We start from the raw sequence: 17,690 nt of genomic DNA on the forward strand, positions 1-17,690 counted from the left end.
GGTAAATGACTTGTTAGATATGGTTAAGTATTGGTTTTGGTACGATTGGATTATGTTAGGAGTCCGTATACTTGTTAGTGTCTCTATCGCCATAACCACATTAGATTTTCAGGATAGTTTAACATTGCCAATTTGGATTATTATTCTTTGGGAAATTATTGCCTTCTCTGTTCCATGGGTAGCCTTACTATTCAATTATAAATATTATTTGTTCACAGAAATACTGCTATATGGTGGACTGTGTATATATTTAACTTCTTTATTTCCGGGAGCTAACGTTACATTTCTTATATCGGTTTTTCTGATTGCTGCGAATAGTCAGCATTTGTCCTATTATTGGACAGCTCCAACAACAGTTTTTATAACAACTGGAATTTTCTATGCGGTTGCGCCAAGTAATAGCTATTGGATTATGGTTACCAACTATGGACTTGCTTATGTAATGGGCTTCGCTTTCCATTTATTAATCGTCAATCATAAGCAAAATGAAGCGATTCGTAAACAAAACGCGGTACTTGAGCAATATATGTCTCAGATTGAACGCATTACACTGGCAGAAGAACGGAACAGACTGTCGAGTGAGCTTCATGATACAGTTGGTCACGCTTATACTTCTATTATTATGGGGATGGAAACATTGCGTACCGAACTTGCTACTGAAATGGGTATACAGAGGCTAGATTCTCTGCTTGAAATGGGACGGAAAAGCATCGAGGACGTGAGAGGTTACCTACATCAAATGGATTCTCCGTGTCAATCGCCTTCCTTAATTCAATCTCTACAAAATCTTGGAGCCGAATTTCAGGAGCACGCTCAAGTAAATGTAAGTTTTAGGATATTCGGAGAGGAATATGAATTGTCTCGGCAAGCGAAGATAGCCTTCATTCGTTGCTTACAAGAGTCCCTTACGAATGCAGTACGTCATGGACAGGGAACTGAAATTATAGTTTCATTGCAGTTTGAACAACAATATACGAGATTAGAAGTTCAAGATAATGGAAAAGGAAATGTAGAATGGCAGGAAGGCTTCGGTATGAATGCGATGAAAGAACGGGCAATGAACTTGCAAGGTCAATTGTCTGTATATACAAAGCCAGAGGAAGGAATGCTTGTTACATGTACCATACCACGACAAACTGAAATAAAAGATGGACTTATTCGTTTATTAATTGTAGACGATCAGCCATTTGTTCGAGAAAGTTTGAGGACACTACTCGATAGATATGAAGATTTAAATGTAGTCGGTTTGGCTGAGGATGGCAATCAAGCCATCGATTTGTGTGGGCGCCTTCAACCCCATGTTATACTTATGGATTTAGATATGCAGCACATGGATGGAGTCGAAGCAACCAAAAAGATTAAGCAACAATGGCCACATATCCGCGTATTGATCTTTACAACGTTTCAGGATACCGAACAGGCGTTAGAATCGCTTCGCAACGGTGCGGATGGTTTCTTACTTAAATCTATTGAAACGTTGGAGCTAGCTAATACGATACGTCTTATTCACAAAGGTGGGACACTAATTGATCAGGGAATGTCTCACAAAATATTTGAGAAGTTTGATGTGCAAAAAGAGACACCACAATCAAAAGCAACCGCTTATGAGCTAACAGCTAGGGAGATAGAAATATTGCAGCTAGTAGCAAAAGGCCTTCGATACACTACCATAGCATCAAGGTTATATTTATCGAGTGGTACGGTCAGAAATTATGCTTCCACAGCTTATACAAAGCTAGGAGTCCGTAACAAAGAAGAAGCTGTTCAAAAGGCTCTAGAAATTGGAATTATTGAATAACAAAATGTTTCGCGGTGTATAAAAATGAGCAACTGTAACAGAGTAAATAAGGCCCGTTATCGTATAAGTAAATGTTAAAACACTTACTGTTTTGTCATAATAAAATTATTGAATCTTATCCTATAAAATAGCCTACTATCCACTTAACTGATAGTAGGCTTTTAAAATCATTTAAGAACTGGGTTATATTCTAATTTATAATTTTTAATCAGTGGAAATATTATCACTTCGGCTCTAAAGTTAACACTTTCCCCTCTATCCCCTCCGTATTCAATGTAGTCGTATGATACGTTCCATTTACCCAATCATCTATTTGATCATGGTACCAATCGCTTCTAAAATGTCCCGATTGTCCCGGTCCTACAATATGATAACCGTTTGACATATCTTTTGTATCAATAACAAATCTCCAAGAAGCTCCGTGATTTACAATACCATTTTCTCCGTAACTCGCTGCTTGAACGGTAACTTGGCTTCCGCCGATTGGAATTGGTTTTTCACGATTAAATGCAAGTAGTGCTAGCATACTAGATGATTTTGAAATTGGATGTGTGAACGCCAGTTGATGGTAATCGCCCCACTTCCACTCCGCAACATCAGGGCCATATTCCTTCTGCAGTTTCTTCATTACATTTTCGTACGATGTATGCACAACTTTTGTGAAGCCTTCGTACTTCGTAAACCAAGCGCCGTTTTCTCCCGCTACTTCTTTTCGAATCAATTCATCAACAACTTGTGACTTCCCTTCAAATAACTCCATCACATCTTTCGGTATTTCTTTTGAAAATAACGTATTCGAAATCTCTTTCATTAACAAATGGAATATTAATGGTGCCGCTTCATCTTTACTATCGTAAAAATTCCACTTTGTTAATTGTTTTACGCCTTCTTTCTCTACTTCATTTAAAGATGCTTTATTTAACTCTTTTAAAAATATAAGGGCAAATTCTTTCCCGTATAAATTTTTTTGATCCATCTGTAACTCTTCTAAATCTTTCACCGTATACTTTTCTTTCTCTTGTAAAAATTCTTGAATACGCATTTGCCTATATGGCTGTGCCCACGTATTACTAATATGGTACGGATAATTATCATCCACAATTTTATTATTCGCAGTTGAAATAAACCCTTGTTTTGGATTTATTACTTTTGGAAGTTGATCATATGGGATATACCCTTCCCATTCATATTCATCTGTCCACCCTGGCACTGGCAAACTTCCATCACCTTTTTTACGCACTGGTATATTTCCATTCGCTTTATACGCAATTGTGCCGTCATTTGATGCAAATACAAAGTTTTGAGTTGGTGTATGAAAATCTTGAAGTGCCGTTTCAAACTCATTCCAATCTTTCGCTTTATTCATATTTAATACAGCCTTTAATTCAGCAGAAGGCTCCAAAGCAGTCCATTTCAAAGCGAATACTGTTCTTGTTTTCTCTTTTACTTTATCCGCAAACTCTGAAATAACTGGACCATGCCTCGTAACCGTCACATTATACGGAATTGTTTTCCCGCCTTTTACTTTAATAGATTCATCAACAACTGTAGCTTTTTCCCACTTATCGTTATACAAAAATTCATTTTCATTATTAGGATTTCGCTTCTCAATATATAAATCTTGCACATCAGGACCTGTATTCGTAACGCCCCATGCTATTTTGTCATTGTGACCTAATATAACACCCGGTACTCCAGCGAAAATAACACCACTCACATGTAAATCTTTCATTTCGAGTTGCGATTGATACCAAATTGAAGGCGTCGCAAGAGATAAATGAGGATCATCCGCTAAGATTGGCTTACCAGACGCACTTTTCTCACCGCTTATGACCCAATTATTACTACCATTAAACTCTGGCGGAATAATCGTTTTTGCAAAACTTTGTGCTACGTCCACATTTGTATTTTTCAGTTCAGCTAACAATCTAGGCGCATCTTTCGGATATGTAGGAAATAGCTCATTTGCTTGCTCTTTCGGCAAATTTTTCAGCGCCCAATATCGAAACGCCTGTCCGTGCCAATGTCCACCTAAATCAAACGCCATATACTTTCCAATCGTTAACGTATCAACAATAGACCATTCAGCAGGCTCATAGCCTAATATAGTAAACTCAACTGGCGATTTCTTTTCTTCTTTTGCCTCACGTATAAAAACGTTCACTCCATCAGCAAATGACTGCAAGGCATATTTCGCTTCCCCGTCATATTGACTAACAGACGCTTCGGCTGCTCGCCGTAAACCGAGCGTTCGAAACAACTTATCTCGATCAACAGCTGCTTCCCCTACAACTTCACTCAACATCCCAGAAGCTTGCCTTCTACTTAAATCCATTTGAAACAAACGATCTTGCGCTTGTACATACCCTTGCGAAAAATATAAATCATGTACATTTTCCGCTTTAATATGAGGTACCCCTTTACTATCTCGCTTTACTTGAACAGCATGTTGTAAATCCTCTAGCTTTATCGTCCCATCTATCTTTGGCACAGAACTAAGCGTATATATGTTCAAAAAAATCACTGTACAAATAACTACCAAAAGAACGATACTACTAGACCAAATAAAAATTTTCTTCCCTCTAGTTCGTTTCTTCTTTATGACGACTTCCATATAACCCCTCCTTTCTCAAACTATTCGCTTCTATTTTGAAAGAACCTTTTTGAATAGGAAAAATCCATCTTTTCTTATGCTATGGATCATGTAAACAGACTTCTCCTTCCTTTCTTCCACTGAAATCTCCCCGCCCTTTCTTACACCAATTCCTCAAAATCCCCTTCACATAAGCAAACGTTCGCTTATTATGTTCAAACGCAACTTTAAGTGCCTTTAGTACTGTCTCTCCTGAAGCTTTTTGTATCCACTCTTTTAATTCCTTCACGATATATGGAGATAGACTACTTATATTTTGTTTGTAAAACTTATAAACTTCACTATGCGACGTATCCTCTTCTGTCTCTTCTATCTCTTCTTCCTTCTCCTCAACAACTTCTTGTAAACTACTATTATCCTCTTCTTTCAGCATACCAAAATGCTGCAATAACRATGGAATCTTCCATTCTTCTTCAAGACATTTACGTAAAAACATATGTATGAACTCTTTATTTTTTACAGTCTTTAACTCACGTAACACACACTTCTCTACATTTGTATTTAAAATAGGGTTATAGTGTAGCCAATTTAGTATGTATAACTCTTTCGTTTCCGCATCGTATAAAATCTTTCCGTATTCAACAAATCTATTTAACAGCTTCTCAACAGTTTCCATACTGTAGCCTGTTTCCAGTTCTGCCACACGCTTCGGTAATACGTAAATTCCACATTGCTTTGTTTTCGTACCAGTTAACAAATATATATAAAAATAACGCTCCTCTGGCGTTAAATCTAATATGAATTCATTTTGCCAAAAGTTCACCTGCACATTACGGTACACCGCCATATATTTCCCTCCTCCTTTTATTCATAAAAAGGCAGAATTCACCCCTTCAATATACATATAGGAATGAGGGCTTTGTTTTTGCATTTGAATTCCAAATTTTTTTAACTACTACAACGCCGGTTTTATTTTTTCGCGCTTTTTTGTTCTTGTAGTTGTTTTTGTTTTGTTTTTTCTTAGTGATTTATTACTTGGTAGGTGCTTATGAGGGGCTTGGAAGGGGCTTAATAGTGGCTAATATAAAAAGGAGCTGTTCCATTTGAATAGCTCCTTTAAAATCCTTATTACTTTTTCTTGTACCAGTACAAACTACTACATACAATTCATTTATTTCTGCATAGAGTCTAACATCTTCACTAAAAAGGCAGCTGCTTCACCACGAGTTGTTGTCCCTTTAGGATTAAACTCATTATTTCCAACACCTGTAACTACCTTTAAGCTATATAACCGCTGAACTGGCTGTTTGTATGTAATCAAATGTTGATCTGTAAATGGTAATACGACTAATTTACCTGTAACACCTTTATACTGTAATGCGTTGTCAATCATGATAGATGCTTCTTCACGTGTGATAGATGCGTTAGGATCAAAAATCCCTCCGCCACGACCGTTAATAATTCCTGCACTTGCACTACGTTTAATACCGCTATGAAGTGATGGATGCGCTTTGTTAATATCTACAAATGACTTATTTCCTTCTGGTAGCTTTAGAGCATTTGAGATTAATGTCGCAAACTCAGCTCTCGTTACATTACGATAAGGCGCAAATACACCATTTCCTTCACCGTGCATAATTCCTAGGCTGTTCAGCTTACGAATATGCCCTTCAAACCATCCACCTGTAATATCATCTTTTGGTTTTTGCACTTCTTTATTTGGCACATTATAGTTTATCTTAATCCAACTTGGGTTATAGAAAATCCACTCATCATTACCTATTTTATACCAACCATTTTTAACTGCTAACACTTTGTAACGATCTCCGTTTGAAGCTTTACGAACAATATGATGCTCAAGTCCTACGCCACTACGTACGTTTATACCGTCACCATTCACTACAAGCTCCATATTAGGTTCAGCTGGATTATATTCATTTGAATCAAATAGCTCATCTCTTTCTTGTAAAGGCGAGTCAATTTGCGCATTAACATTTGCATACCATTGAATACCTTGTACGAAGCCAGTCCAATTCCCACGAGAAATTAAAATATCAGGACAGTTTTTTCCGCTCCATTGTTGATGCCTGTAAATGTGATCCGCACTAATACCTTCTTTGTTCATTAAATAACCTGCAAGTCTCTTTGCATTCTCTAATGCTTTATTGTAATCTCCATCTTGGTTAACTGAAATTTCGATACCGATAGACTCTCTATTTCCTGAGCCATCGCCATCTCCTGCATGCCATCCATTTTCATTTGTTGGTAAGTGCTGATAAATTTGTTTGTCGTCTACAGTAAAATGCCATGAAGCTGTTCGGAACGTACCTTCCGTTGCTTGTTTATACAAATATTTCGCATGATTTTCAGCATTCGCACCACGGGCTGTGTTTGCAGTCTCATGAATTGTAATGTAGCGTGCTTTCATCGGATTAGCAGGGCGAATATCAGGGTTTCCTGCTGGAACAATCCACTCTACAAATGGAGTTCCTGCAAGTGTTCCATATTTCTTTGTAGTCATCGATGCACTATACTGAATGGCTCTTGGCTTTTCAACCGGCTTCATTTCACGAGTAGAGCCATCATTTTTACCGTCTACATGTTCAAATGCCTTTTCAATGTTTGAAATAGCTTCATCTTCTGCTACTTGACCTTTTTTAGCTTCCTTCATTTTATTTAGTTCTTCTGTTTCATCATGTTTATGCTTATATTCTTCTAGAAGTATTTTCTCGTTTTCTGATACTTCTGCTTCGTTAATTTGCATGTGATCAGGAGTTTCTAGATTGAAATTCGAATAACTTAATCCGCTCGTTCCACCTTCCCCTTGTGCGATACGAAGTTGATCCGTTTGAAGGTTTTTGCTCTCTTCTGCTGATATCGCTAAAGGTGCACTCCCTAACATTACTAAACTTGTTGATAGTGCAATTACTCTTTTTTTTATAATTTTATTCATTGCTGTAATCGATATCTACATTGTTCGTGTAAATACCTCAACCTCCCTTTCTATTCTCACTCGTGAAAGACTATGAATCTACTATGTACTTGTAACAAAACTTTTTCATCACCTATGTATATTCATCCTTTTATACATGCTTTCATTTTATCCCCAGCAGGTGAATGATAGTTTCTATAAAATCCCTTAACAGACATTATTTTATAACCAATTGCAATTGCCGTCAAAAACACTTATCCCCTTACACACTACTACTTCTCAAAAAATAGATTAGGATACCTTTTACTGATTTTCTTCACCAAGAAGGACCTTTACGTTTTTTCATAAATACTATGTATCTATTAATTAGATCCTGATTTAATGTAATTTCCCTATTTGAAAATACTAAGCTTTTCAATTTTTCGTTATAATATAGTTGTCATCTTTTTACATTGAAAGGAGTTTTTATATGGAAGAAATTGCTCATATTTTACTCACTAATATTGATACATTAAATGAAGAAGACCAAAAAATTGTAAAGAAACTAGTTAATAAGTTAAAATCTTTTGCTCATGCACCACTAAATAAAAATCACTGCTTACGTATGAAACCTTTTATTGAATCTGAAGGAATAACTAGACTCGTTGCCAATACAGTACACTCTTACCAATTAGATTTAATGCCAAACAATCAATTTGCTATGTATGATGTTATTGGCTATTACTACAGCATAGCATTATTAACATGTTGTGTAGTATTTGAAAAAGGCGATTTCAAACACATCTACTCTGTATTAGAAAATGAAGTGACAAAAGAAAACGAAAAGAATGTTCTAGTATCAGAGCGTGGCGGGGAAAATTACTACGTTATGGCACGCATACTTAAATTTTTCAAGAAAGATGCTAAAGACATAGAAAGTTTATTTTCACAATTAATTATTCTAGATTAATTAATTGTGAAATATCACTACATACGAAACAAGGAGGATGAGTATGAGTATGCTACGAATAGAAAATATGGAAGATGATGAAGTTTTCCAATTTCTAGCTGGCACTTTCCATCAAGATACTTTCTACGAAGAAGCACTTAAAGAATTATTAGAAGAGGCACACAAGGAATATTTACAAGACTCTATTGTTTTTCTATCTAAATTTCTAAAAAATGATTATAGCATTGAAGAAAAACAAGCGTACATTCGATATTCAGCAGATGGGATATATTTTGAAGGGCTAGAAATCACACCGGTAGAATGGCTTGAAAACATAGTTGAAATATTAAAACAAACCATACAAGTTTATTAGATTATACATTAAAGGGGATGACCTAATTGTTAAATACGATCGTTTATGATAAAGCGAAGTACCATTATCAAGGTGATTTCCCTGAGGACTTACCAATTGATCAAGCTTTTGTACATACTGGTATGTTTTTAGGATGGATACTTGAACATAATTTATTTAGTGAAGAATTTGAAGAAGAGTCTCAAGACGAAATTAATCAGTTTAAACTTAAACAAATGACTGGCACAGAAATTTATATGAACTGGGATGGCGTTTTAGCAGACGACATGTTAAATGATGAGGGCAACCAATTCGCAAAGTACTACTTTAACCATGACGAGGACTGGAAATATATAAATGATTACAGTGATGTTTTTATAGACGAAGGCGAAACTCTCTACCATGTGCAAGATACTTGGGAAAACTATTTCAAATTAAAAAACGTTATTGATAATAGCTATAATTTTTGGAAAGACAACTTACAAAATAAATAATTATAATAAGTCGATTTCTTATTTTAATAAGGAATCGACTTTCTTAATATCTAATTTGCTGATTAACACCTCGCCCAAAGATCATTTTACTAACGATACTATTATCGATATCGAATTTTCTATAACGGAACGTTCTGGACGTGATTTCATTAACACTGTTAATCCAATTAAGGACGTGACTAATGTTTGCGCTAATGCTTTAGCGTTCAAATCACTTTGCAGTTCACCTGATCGTATTCCCTTCGTAATTAATTCTTGAAAAATAACTGCAAGATACATTTGATGTTCTCTAGTCAGTACTTCAAATTTTTCATTATGAGGAGCAAGTTCAACCATTGTGTTAATACAAAAACAACCTTTACTGAACTCTTTTTTATATTCCTCTTCCACCATATTTTCAAAAAACGTCCGAATTGCTCCTTTTACAGATTGTTCGTTTTGAAGTTTTGTTCGTATATTAGCCGCATGTAAATTTGTGTATCTCCTTAATGCCGCTTCAAATAAACCCTCTTTATCACCAAAGGCTGAATATAAACTCGGCTTTTGTATTTCCATTTTTGCAGTTAAATCGCTTAATGAAGTAGCTGCGTATCCCTTCTCCCAAAAAAGTTGCATAGCAGCATCCAAAGCTTTTTCTTCATCAAATTCGCGTAGTCGTGCCATTTAAAACCATATCCTTTCTATATCTAGTTATTAAGATTACACATCGTCATTTATGTACCAATCAGTATGTTATATATCGTATTAGATTATAAACGACATGTCAAAAAAATTATAATTAACTCAAAATAAACTTGACATATATGTTTCTTCGAGATTATATTTTACTTACAAATAACATACCGTTCGGTACATTATTTGTAAGTAATGCAAAAAGGAGCTGTTTTTATGAATAGTAAAGAAAAAATGATGCCCATTCTAAAACATACTCACACTCAGATACATCCACCTGTTCATGCAACCATGTCTCGCTATATGACTCTATTATTCGCAATCGCTTGTGGGATGGCTGTAGCAAATATATACTTCGCTCATCCACTACTTGATTCATTGTCAAATGAATTTAAGATTAGTCATTCAACTATCGGTATTGTGATTACTATTACTCAAGTTTGTTATGCACTCGGTTTACTTTTATTAGTTCCACTTGGTGATTTATTAAACCAAAAGAAAATAATAATTCTCCAAATGCTTTTATCTGTTTTCGCTTTAATTATAATCGGGTGCGCTTCCTCAAGCACCGTACTTTTTATAGGTATGGCCTTAGTAGGTATTCTTGCAACGGTTACGCAAACACTCGTCGCATATGCATCAATTTTAGCTAATCCAGCAGAACGTGGACGCATAGTAGGTTTCGTTACAAGTGGCGTTGTAATAGGTATTCTCCTTGCTCGTACATTTGCAGGCACATTAACAGATTTAGCTGGATGGCGATCCGTTTATCTCACCTCCGCTATTCTTTTACTCTTCGTAACTGTTTTGTTACACCGGAACTTACCAACTCTTAAACTTAAAAAAGTGACAACTATGTCTTACCGAAAATTAATACACTCTGTTCTCTTATTATTTGTAGAAGAACGACTTTTACGCGTTCGCGGAATACTAGCATTTCTCATTTTTACTTCATTCAGTATTTTATGGACTTCTTTAGTATTACCTCTAAGTGCTACACCACATAATCTATCTCATACAGCTATTGGCGCATTCGGCCTTGCTGGAGTTGCAGGTGCATTAGCTGCTACTAAAGCTGGACAATTAGCTGATAAAGGATTCGGACAAAGAACAACTGGCATAGCCTTATCATTATTAGTACTTTCATGGCTCCTAATTAAATCTATTAACCATTCTCTATTATTACTAATTTTCGGAATTATCCTTTTAGATTTAGCGGTGCAAGCTGTACATGTCACCAATCAAAGTATGCTTTTCACAGTGCGTCCTGAAGCGAGAAGTCGACTCACTGCCAGTTACATGATTTTTTACTCTATCGGTAGTGCAACAGGTGCAATTCTTTCAACAAATACGTATGCAAAATATGGTTGGGATGGAGTATGCATATTAGGTGTATCTGTTAGTGCTTGTGCTCTTTTATTTTGGATAATAACCTTACGGCGATCATAACAGCTAAAAGAAGAATAATTCATTTATGTTTCATACGTGTTTTTCTACAAGACTATAGAATAGCATTTACTTTTTAACACAAATCAACGGCATTTTCATATAAAAAATGCCGTTGATTCTAAATTTTCACATATGCGATTCATCATTTTATAATAATAAATCCTATACTAGCGAAGTACATCTATTACAAATTCCCTTTAACGTTTTCGACAATCTCGTTTATCGTATTCCGATCAAACTTATCACTAATTTCGTATGGCTCACGATCTCCTACTAATTGTACGCCTACAATATCATTGCGGTCTTTACCATATTGCACTTCAATAATAGACCCACGCTCTATTTGTTTCCAAACGAGACCTGCTTCATCTTTATTATCTAAAATAATACAATCCTCAATATTTTCATCAATTCCAATTAACTTATTGTCATCCATATATCCAACCTCGTATTGTTGACGTTCTTTCGCTTTGCCGCTTACTACTATACCTTTGCTTCCATACGAGTAATCCGTATAATCCTTTTTCTCCGATTGTACCGCTTTCGGCTCTTTTGCTTCAGTTTTTTCAGTATTTCCACAACCCGCAATTATACCAATTGGCATAATTGCAGTTAATACTACTCTAGTAAATTTCTTTATCACTTATAACCAACCTCACATGTTTAACTTTAAATTCCATTTATCCCCTTTCCAAATAATAACATGATAATACCGAGAAAGAGCCAAAGGTAAAATATTATTTTCATCCCAACAATCTATGTAAAAAGCTATACTTCTGTATTTCCTTCCCGTCTACTTTCATATAGTACCCTTACAATTATAGATAGCTAGAATTTCAAAATCAATAACTGAATTATCGATAAATTACAGAAAGTAGACATCCTACTCACATAAGATTTAAAATTAGGAAGTATGGAAGACATGATAAAAAATTTAAACTAGATGATCGCAATTAAAATGATTTTTATATGAAGGAAGGAAGTGCACAGCTATGGATTTAAAAACAGTTATGCAAGAGCTTGAATCCCTCGGTAAGGAAAGAACGAAAAAAATATACATATCTAACGGTGCGCACGAGCCAGTTTTCGGCGTAGCTACAGGCGCTATGAAACCAATCGCTAAAAAAATAAAATTAAACCAAGAGTTAGCTGAAGAACTGTATGCGACAGGCAACTACGATGCTATGTATTTTGCAGGCATTATTGCAGACCCGAAAGCTATGAGTGAGTCTGATTTTGATCGCTGGATAGACGGAGCATATTTTTATATGTTGTCCGATTATGTGGTGGCAGTAACTTTATCAGAATCAAATATTGCACAAGATGTTGCTGATAAATGGATTGCAAGTGGAGACGAGCTACGAATGTCAGCGGGCTGGAGTTGCTACTGCTGGCTTTTAGGAAATCGCAAAGACAATGAGTTTTCTGAAAGCAAAATTTCCACTATGCTTGAAATGGTAAAAAATACGATCCATGATTCACCAGAACGAACAAAATCCGCTATGAATAATTTTCTAAACACTGTAGCAATTTCATATGTGCCACTACACGAAAAGGCAGTCGAGATTGCAAAAGAAGTTGGTATAGTTGAAGTAAAACGTGATAATAAAAAAAGCAGTTTGCTAAATGCTTCCGAAAGTATTCAGAAAGAACTTGATAGAGGCAGACTTGGTTTCAAACGTAAGTATGTAAGATGTTAAAAAAGAAAAAGGTGGTATCAATCTTTCTTGATTGATACCACCTTTTTCTTTGACTACTGAACTCTCTTCTTAGAAAACATTCATTTACCTCTGGACAACTTATATGTTAGAAACTTCTTCTTTTAACTTATAAACCCTATCTCTTTTCTCATCGCTTTTGACAAAAATAAGCTTTCCTTCTTTAACAAAATCTTCTAATACTAAGCATACTTGTCCATATGCTTTCGGCTTATTCGTTGTGAATCTTTCATCTGATATTTTGCCGGATCGTATTAATTGTTCACATAGCTCAAGTGTACTTATTTCTTCAGAATCCACTAATTCCAATATATCTTTTTGCAATGGCGATAAAGGTACTGGTATATCAGCTACCTCCACCTTTTCTGGTTTGTTTTCTTCTTCAAATAAATCTTCAAATGAAATTTGATTCATTACTTCTTTTCCTTTCTAACGATTGATTTGTATAACATGAACTGAATTCTATAGCGTAGTTATTATTATGTAGTACTTACCTTATTACGTAAATGTCAAACTCATGTACATCGTTTCATATAGTATGTTTCGATTATACCAAATATACGTTCTGTTTTCTATTACAGATTGGAAAGCAGAATGTTTTACTGTATATACCATTATTAAATAGAGCTGAATATCCATTATCCAAATATTACATTTTCAGTTATATTATCAAAAATTTATCCATATTGCGGAAATAAATGACAAATAATTATAATTTACATGTTATAATTACGATGCATGCATTTAGTTATATTAAATGTGTAATACGTATATTTAATAAAGTTAAATTAAACTGGGGAGGCTTGCGCAAATGGGCAAGAAAACAAGCAAAGCTAAAAAATTTTTCGGTTTCATAATCACTGCAGCATTAGCAACTACAACGATGGTAGGTACAGTAAATGCAGAAACAACTACGAAAACAAACGGTAATGAAAATAGCTATAAGGTAGCTAGCAATGCGAACGTTGTATTTACAGATGTACCAAAGGACCACTGGTCAAAAGATGCTATCGATTACTTAGCGTCAGCAGGAATTTATAAAGGATACGGAAATGGGAAATTTGGTTTTGGGGACAATGTTACTAGAGGACAGGTAGCTTCTTTAGTCAATCGACATTTAGGTTTAATAGCAGATGATAAACAGGCGAATATGTTTAGTGACATTACAAATCATATGTTTGAAAAGGATATTAAAGCCATTGCGCAAGCTGGAATTATGACAGGTGATGGATCAGGTACATTTCGTCCAGATGATGTATTAACTCGATATGAAATGGCAGTAGTGTTACAAAAAGCATTTCATTTAGAATCAAAAGGACAAGGGAGCTTTAAAGATGTACCAAAAGGTCATTGGGCCTATGAATCTGTAAATGCAGTGCGTAGTAACCGTATAGCACAAGGTGACGAATCAGGTAATTTTAATGGCAACATGATTGTGAAGCGTGAGCAATATGCACAATTTTTCTATAATGCAATAGCCAAGAACCGATCTTATAATTTCAACATCAATACAAAAGAAGAAATGAAACAAATGTTAACAACAGCTTTACAGAATGGGACGTTTGGTCCATTTAAATTAGATGCACTAGGTAAAGATATATCTGAAGTGAAAAAAGAATTTGGAGCGCCTGATGTTTGGAAGCAAGCATCATGTACAGAATGTGATGCACCTAATATAGCGGTATACGGCGATTATAATATTGACATGTACCCTTCGGACGCTAGATATATTTCAGTGAAAATGGATATCACTATTAATGAATTAAAAGAGTGGTTTGGTGAGCCAGATGGAATCGGAGAGGATATGACTAGTGAAGGCTTTATATATAATCGAGGAAGCTATTCTCTTTATTTCAGCTTCTCTGATGGTTATATTCAACGCGCTGAAATATCTAAAAATAAATTCAATTAATAAGTTACAAGCAATATAAAATATATAAAGCATAAAAAATCCTTCAAGAACGTGCTTTTTCTTGAGGGATTTTATTTGTCTCTATCTATTTAATATAATCCAAAACTATATAACTCCTACTGTTTAAACTTTATTTTTCTTGATGCTCCGCATCCCATTCACTTAAATACGTTGCATATTCTAATTCATCTGGATCATCATGTAACATAGAAATAAACTCTAATTTATTTCCATCACAATCTAGAAAATATACACTTGCAGCTGGCATCCACCTTTGGACAATTGGTTCTCGATTTCCTTTCCCTTGACTCCCTACTACCTCTATTCCACGCTTCTCTAGCCATAATTTAGAAATCTTTAAAAACTCTAAATCTACACGAAAAGCGAAGTGTTTCGTCTCAAACTCTTCATTCGTATGTACTTCCCATAATCCGAGCATTTGCTCTTTATTTTCGCCTATCCAAAAGAACGCAACTCGTCTTTTCGATAGTTTTTTGCTACTGTTAAGCCTAACTTATTTTGATAGAAATCTATCGCCTTTTCTAAATTTCTTACATGTAAATGAGTTTCATATATGCTTTGTATCATTATATATTTCCCTCTCCTCTACATTCTGATTTTTAAAATATATTTTGTTTTTATCATACAAATATTTATATTTTTAAGCATCCTACTTTTGTATAATTGTTCTGTCCTACAAATGTATAGGTATCCATCTTTAACTAATGCCTCAACGCCGGAATTCAATACAATGGAACTAGTGAGCTTTTATGAAAAATTGGCTCTCACCTACTTTTCTCCCATTAGAAGCTTTGCTGCCCACAAATAGCAGGATAAAAATTCTATTTACATTCATAAATTTTTATAATGTAATAAGATTAACATCTTAATAATAGAGGAGGAGCCATTCTGGATAAAACAAAAGTTATGGCTTATTTTAGTGCAACGGGTAATATATTCCCTGTTGAAGCAATTACCGACGCCCTAAGTATCGAGCCTACAAGAACTTATAAAAAAGGTGATGTTGTTGCAAAACGTGATAATCCGAATCTTGTATCCACCAAAACCCTATATAGAAAAGAAACTAATTGGACTTTCAGCACCGGCTATCAAGAATCATACGATATAAATAATCAGTTGCAAGTTATTCTAAAATCCCTTGAAGGAAAAACAGAGCAATTAAAACATCTCAAGAAGAAGTATAGTTTAGAGTTTCTTTTTATGGTAGTAATGCAAGTGGAGAATAACGAATCACCCGCGATGTATTTACAAAAAAACATTATTGATTTTGTTAGTTCCATTCAAGCAGAAATTCATTTTGATCTATATATTTGTTAAAAATAAAAACGCTATTGATATTGGAATCAATAGCGTTTTCTTATGTGACTTTATGTTTTATCTTGTTTGTACCCAAAAGCAAATTCTTTTTATATAACGTATTACTTCAATTTCCCCTCAAAGACAATCTTTCTACCGCACGGTTCAACTTCTGTTTTGCCGTTTTTCTTCACTTCATGAAAGATTGGTTCTTCCATACGACGAGACGGTGCATAGCCTTCTTGTTCCATACGTGCTAAGCAGTCTGTAATTGTTTCGTTTTCGAGTACTTCAAATTTCTTTTTATTAGGTTGTTTTGTCATGCCCTAACCTACTTTCTATTTTTCTTGATGCGAATTGATTCTTCATGTAGACCATATATACCATTGCGAGAATTCCCATTATAATCATAACCGCAATAAAAAAGCTTGTATACTGTATTTTTTCTATAAATACGCCTCCTAATACAGGTCCCATAATACTTCCTAAACTAAAGGCGATTCCAGATAATATATTACCTGCTGGTAGTAAATGTCTCGGTAATAAATCTGTCATAAATCCAAGACCTAGTGAGAAGCATGATCCAATGACCATACCCGCTAACAGCATACAGGCAAAGACGATCCAGTAATAGTGATCAAATACTGCTGCAAGTAGGAAAATGCCCGTACTTACGCTGAACGTCCACGTTAAAATACGATCTCTTCCGTATTTATCACTTAATATACCGAGTGGAATTTGTGTAATAATGCCCCCAACTGCGAACGCTGGTAATAAGAAGGATACATCTGATACAGACCATCCTTTACGAAGCGCGTATACTGGTAAGTTACTATTTAACATTGCTTCTAGTACGCCATATGCAAGTGGTCCTAGTAATGCAATCCACCCTAATCCAACAACTTGTTTATAACGAGAAAATGATGATTCACTCTTCACTTCTCTTTCATCTTGCGCCGGGAATGCATTTTTCGTTGGAAGTAATAATAGCCAACCTATTAAGCAAAGTATAGTAGATATAATAAATGGCGTTGCAAGACCGTACTGCACAGTGCTTGCTAAATACGGACCAACGGCAAAACCAATTCCGAAGAATACACCGTATATCGATACTTGTCTCCCTATTTTACTCGGGTCTGATGTTGTCGTAATCCATGTTTGTGTTCCGACATGAAGCATATGATCTCCGACTCCAACTAGAAATCTAAGAATAAACCATACCCAAAATGAAAAAGTTTGTGTAAAAAAGAATAATGAAATAATAACGAGAAACCCACCAATAACGATAATTGGCTTCATTCCAAACTTTTGCATCGGTTTTTCAAGAAACGGTGAAATAACTAATATCCCAATGTATAATGCCGTCGCATGAATACCGTTAATACTTGAACTTACCCCTTCTTGTTCAAAAATCATTGCAATGGCCGGTAAAAGCATCCCTTGTGACAAACCCGAGATTGCTACAATTCCAACCATAATCCAAAAAGTAAAACGCATCGACATCCTTTTCCCTCTCCTTCTCACG

General features: G+C 35.2%; 16 protein-coding genes and 1 pseudogene. 8 read left to right on the forward strand and 9 right to left on the reverse strand.

Features of this window, described 5'->3' with window-relative positions:
• Window positions 1-10 precede the first annotated feature (10 nt).
• The gene (locus AC1DMU_RS10820) at window positions 11-1,798 is read left to right on the forward strand and encodes a helix-turn-helix transcriptional regulator (RefSeq protein ID WP_088064002.1); all 1,788 of its coding nucleotides are present in this window, start codon (window positions 11-13) and stop codon (window positions 1,796-1,798) included.
• Between the two features lie 223 nt (window positions 1,799-2,021).
• Here the strand turns inward: AC1DMU_RS10820 and AC1DMU_RS10825 are convergent, their stop codons facing one another.
• From AC1DMU_RS10825 to AC1DMU_RS10835, 3 genes are all read right to left on the reverse strand, one after another.
• A complete protein-coding gene (locus AC1DMU_RS10825; protein WP_476941498.1) occupies window positions 2,022-4,412 on the reverse strand; it encodes a penicillin acylase family protein in 2,391 nt (796 codons plus the stop codon).
• A gap of 79 nt (window positions 4,413-4,491) precedes the next feature.
• Window positions 4,492-5,238, reverse strand: a complete 747-nt coding sequence (locus tag AC1DMU_RS10830; RefSeq protein ID WP_476941499.1) for a DnaD domain-containing protein — start codon at window positions 5,236-5,238, stop codon at window positions 4,492-4,494.
• Window positions 5,239-5,562: 324 nt separating this feature from the next.
• Complete coding sequence (locus tag AC1DMU_RS10835) at window positions 5,563-7,344, reverse strand: S-layer homology domain-containing protein (RefSeq protein WP_088064005.1); 1,782 nt, start codon at window positions 7,342-7,344, stop codon at window positions 5,563-5,565.
• 448 nt (window positions 7,345-7,792) lie between these two features.
• Between AC1DMU_RS10835 and AC1DMU_RS10840 the strand changes: the two genes are divergently transcribed.
• The 3 genes from AC1DMU_RS10840 to AC1DMU_RS10850 are packed head-to-tail and all read left to right on the forward strand — an operon-like array spanning window position 7,793 to window position 9,097.
• The gene (locus tag AC1DMU_RS10840; protein ID WP_063220964.1) at window positions 7,793-8,272 is read left to right on the forward strand and encodes a hypothetical protein; all 480 of its coding nucleotides are present in this window, start codon (window positions 7,793-7,795) and stop codon (window positions 8,270-8,272) included.
• A 49-nt stretch (window positions 8,273-8,321) separates the two neighbouring features.
• Window positions 8,322-8,624 carry a contact-dependent growth inhibition system immunity protein gene (locus AC1DMU_RS10845; protein WP_088064482.1) on the forward strand — a complete coding sequence of 101 codons (303 nt, stop codon included), beginning with the start codon at window positions 8,322-8,324 and terminating at the stop codon, window positions 8,622-8,624.
• Window positions 8,625-8,650: 26 nt separating this feature from the next.
• Window positions 8,651-9,097 carry a DUF7832 domain-containing protein gene (locus AC1DMU_RS10850; RefSeq protein WP_063220963.1) on the forward strand — a complete coding sequence of 149 codons (447 nt, stop codon included), beginning with the start codon at window positions 8,651-8,653 and terminating at the stop codon, window positions 9,095-9,097.
• Window positions 9,098-9,178: 81 nt separating this feature from the next.
• On the opposite strand, the gene AC1DMU_RS10855 is transcribed toward AC1DMU_RS10850, so the two are convergent.
• Window positions 9,179-9,760, reverse strand: a complete 582-nt coding sequence (locus AC1DMU_RS10855; protein ID WP_088064006.1) for a TetR/AcrR family transcriptional regulator — start codon at window positions 9,758-9,760, stop codon at window positions 9,179-9,181.
• A gap of 225 nt (window positions 9,761-9,985) precedes the next feature.
• Between AC1DMU_RS10855 and AC1DMU_RS10860 the strand changes: the two genes are divergently transcribed.
• Entirely contained in the window at window positions 9,986-11,218 is a 1,233-nt protein-coding gene (locus tag AC1DMU_RS10860) for an MFS transporter (protein WP_088064007.1), read from the forward strand.
• A gap of 184 nt (window positions 11,219-11,402) precedes the next feature.
• On the opposite strand, the gene AC1DMU_RS10865 is transcribed toward AC1DMU_RS10860, so the two are convergent.
• Complete coding sequence (locus AC1DMU_RS10865; RefSeq protein ID WP_088064008.1) at window positions 11,403-11,861, reverse strand: hypothetical protein; 459 nt, start codon at window positions 11,859-11,861, stop codon at window positions 11,403-11,405.
• Window positions 11,862-12,210: 349 nt separating this feature from the next.
• Between AC1DMU_RS10865 and AC1DMU_RS10870 the strand changes: the two genes are divergently transcribed.
• On the forward strand, window positions 12,211-12,918 hold the full coding sequence (locus AC1DMU_RS10870; RefSeq protein ID WP_088064009.1) for a DNA alkylation repair protein: 708 nt from the start codon (window positions 12,211-12,213) through the stop codon (window positions 12,916-12,918).
• A gap of 99 nt (window positions 12,919-13,017) precedes the next feature.
• Here the strand turns inward: AC1DMU_RS10870 and AC1DMU_RS10875 are convergent, their stop codons facing one another.
• Window positions 13,018-13,350 carry a DUF3895 domain-containing protein gene (locus AC1DMU_RS10875; protein ID WP_087984191.1) on the reverse strand — a complete coding sequence of 111 codons (333 nt, stop codon included), beginning with the start codon at window positions 13,348-13,350 and terminating at the stop codon, window positions 13,018-13,020.
• Window positions 13,351-13,747: 397 nt separating this feature from the next.
• On the opposite strand from AC1DMU_RS10875, the gene AC1DMU_RS10880 reads away from it, so the two are divergent.
• On the forward strand, window positions 13,748-14,848 hold the full coding sequence (locus tag AC1DMU_RS10880) for an S-layer homology domain-containing protein (protein WP_088064010.1): 1,101 nt from the start codon (window positions 13,748-13,750) through the stop codon (window positions 14,846-14,848).
• 130 nt (window positions 14,849-14,978) lie between these two features.
• On the opposite strand, the pseudogene AC1DMU_RS10885 reads toward AC1DMU_RS10880, so the two are convergent.
• Window positions 14,979-15,436 (reverse strand): annotated as a pseudogene (locus tag AC1DMU_RS10885) (VOC family protein).
• A 339-nt stretch (window positions 15,437-15,775) separates the two neighbouring features.
• Here AC1DMU_RS10885 and AC1DMU_RS10890 point away from each other — a divergent pair.
• Window positions 15,776-16,186, forward strand: a complete 411-nt coding sequence (locus AC1DMU_RS10890) for a DUF4279 domain-containing protein (protein WP_088064011.1) — start codon at window positions 15,776-15,778, stop codon at window positions 16,184-16,186.
• A gap of 101 nt (window positions 16,187-16,287) precedes the next feature.
• On the opposite strand, the gene AC1DMU_RS10895 is transcribed toward AC1DMU_RS10890, so the two are convergent.
• Together AC1DMU_RS10895 and AC1DMU_RS10900 are read right to left on the reverse strand one after the other, a co-directional pair.
• Window positions 16,288-16,488 (reverse strand): NETI motif-containing protein, encoded by a 201-nt coding sequence (locus AC1DMU_RS10895; RefSeq protein ID WP_000166305.1) that lies wholly within the window; start codon window positions 16,486-16,488, stop codon window positions 16,288-16,290.
• Entirely contained in the window at window positions 16,472-17,668 is a 1,197-nt protein-coding gene (locus AC1DMU_RS10900; RefSeq protein ID WP_088064012.1) for an MFS transporter, read from the reverse strand. The genes AC1DMU_RS10895 and AC1DMU_RS10900 overlap by 17 nt, the downstream gene beginning before the upstream one ends.
• Window positions 17,669-17,690 lie beyond the last annotated feature (22 nt).

It is taken from the genome of Bacillus sp. 01N45, assembly GCF_056399205.1.

Coding starts and splice junctions, on each gene's coding strand:
- AC1DMU_RS10845 (WP_088064482.1), top strand. CDS start 8,322: ATGCTACGAATAGAAAATATGGAAGATGATGAAGTTTTCCAATTTCTA.
- AC1DMU_RS10875 (WP_087984191.1), bottom strand. CDS start 13,350: ATGAATCAAATTTCATTTGAAGATTTATTTGAAGAAGAAAACAAACCA.
- AC1DMU_RS10835 (WP_088064005.1), bottom strand. CDS start 7,344: ATGAATAAAATTATAAAAAAAAGAGTAATTGCACTATCAACAAGTTTA.
- AC1DMU_RS10895 (WP_000166305.1), bottom strand. CDS start 16,488: ATGACAAAACAACCTAATAAAAAGAAATTTGAAGTACTCGAAAACGAA.
- AC1DMU_RS10870 (WP_088064009.1), top strand. CDS start 12,211: ATGGATTTAAAAACAGTTATGCAAGAGCTTGAATCCCTCGGTAAGGAA.
- AC1DMU_RS10890 (WP_088064011.1), top strand. CDS start 15,776: ATGGCTTATTTTAGTGCAACGGGTAATATATTCCCTGTTGAAGCAATT.
- AC1DMU_RS10825 (WP_476941498.1), bottom strand. CDS start 4,412: ATGGAAGTCGTCATAAAGAAGAAACGAACTAGAGGGAAGAAAATTTTT.
- AC1DMU_RS10855 (WP_088064006.1), bottom strand. CDS start 9,760: ATGGCACGACTACGCGAATTTGATGAAGAAAAAGCTTTGGATGCTGCT.
- AC1DMU_RS10880 (WP_088064010.1), top strand. CDS start 13,748: ATGGGCAAGAAAACAAGCAAAGCTAAAAAATTTTTCGGTTTCATAATC.
- AC1DMU_RS10900 (WP_088064012.1), bottom strand. CDS start 17,668: ATGTCGATGCGTTTTACTTTTTGGATTATGGTTGGAATTGTAGCAATC.
- AC1DMU_RS10860 (WP_088064007.1), top strand. CDS start 9,986: ATGAATAGTAAAGAAAAAATGATGCCCATTCTAAAACATACTCACACT.
- AC1DMU_RS10840 (WP_063220964.1), top strand. CDS start 7,793: ATGGAAGAAATTGCTCATATTTTACTCACTAATATTGATACATTAAAT.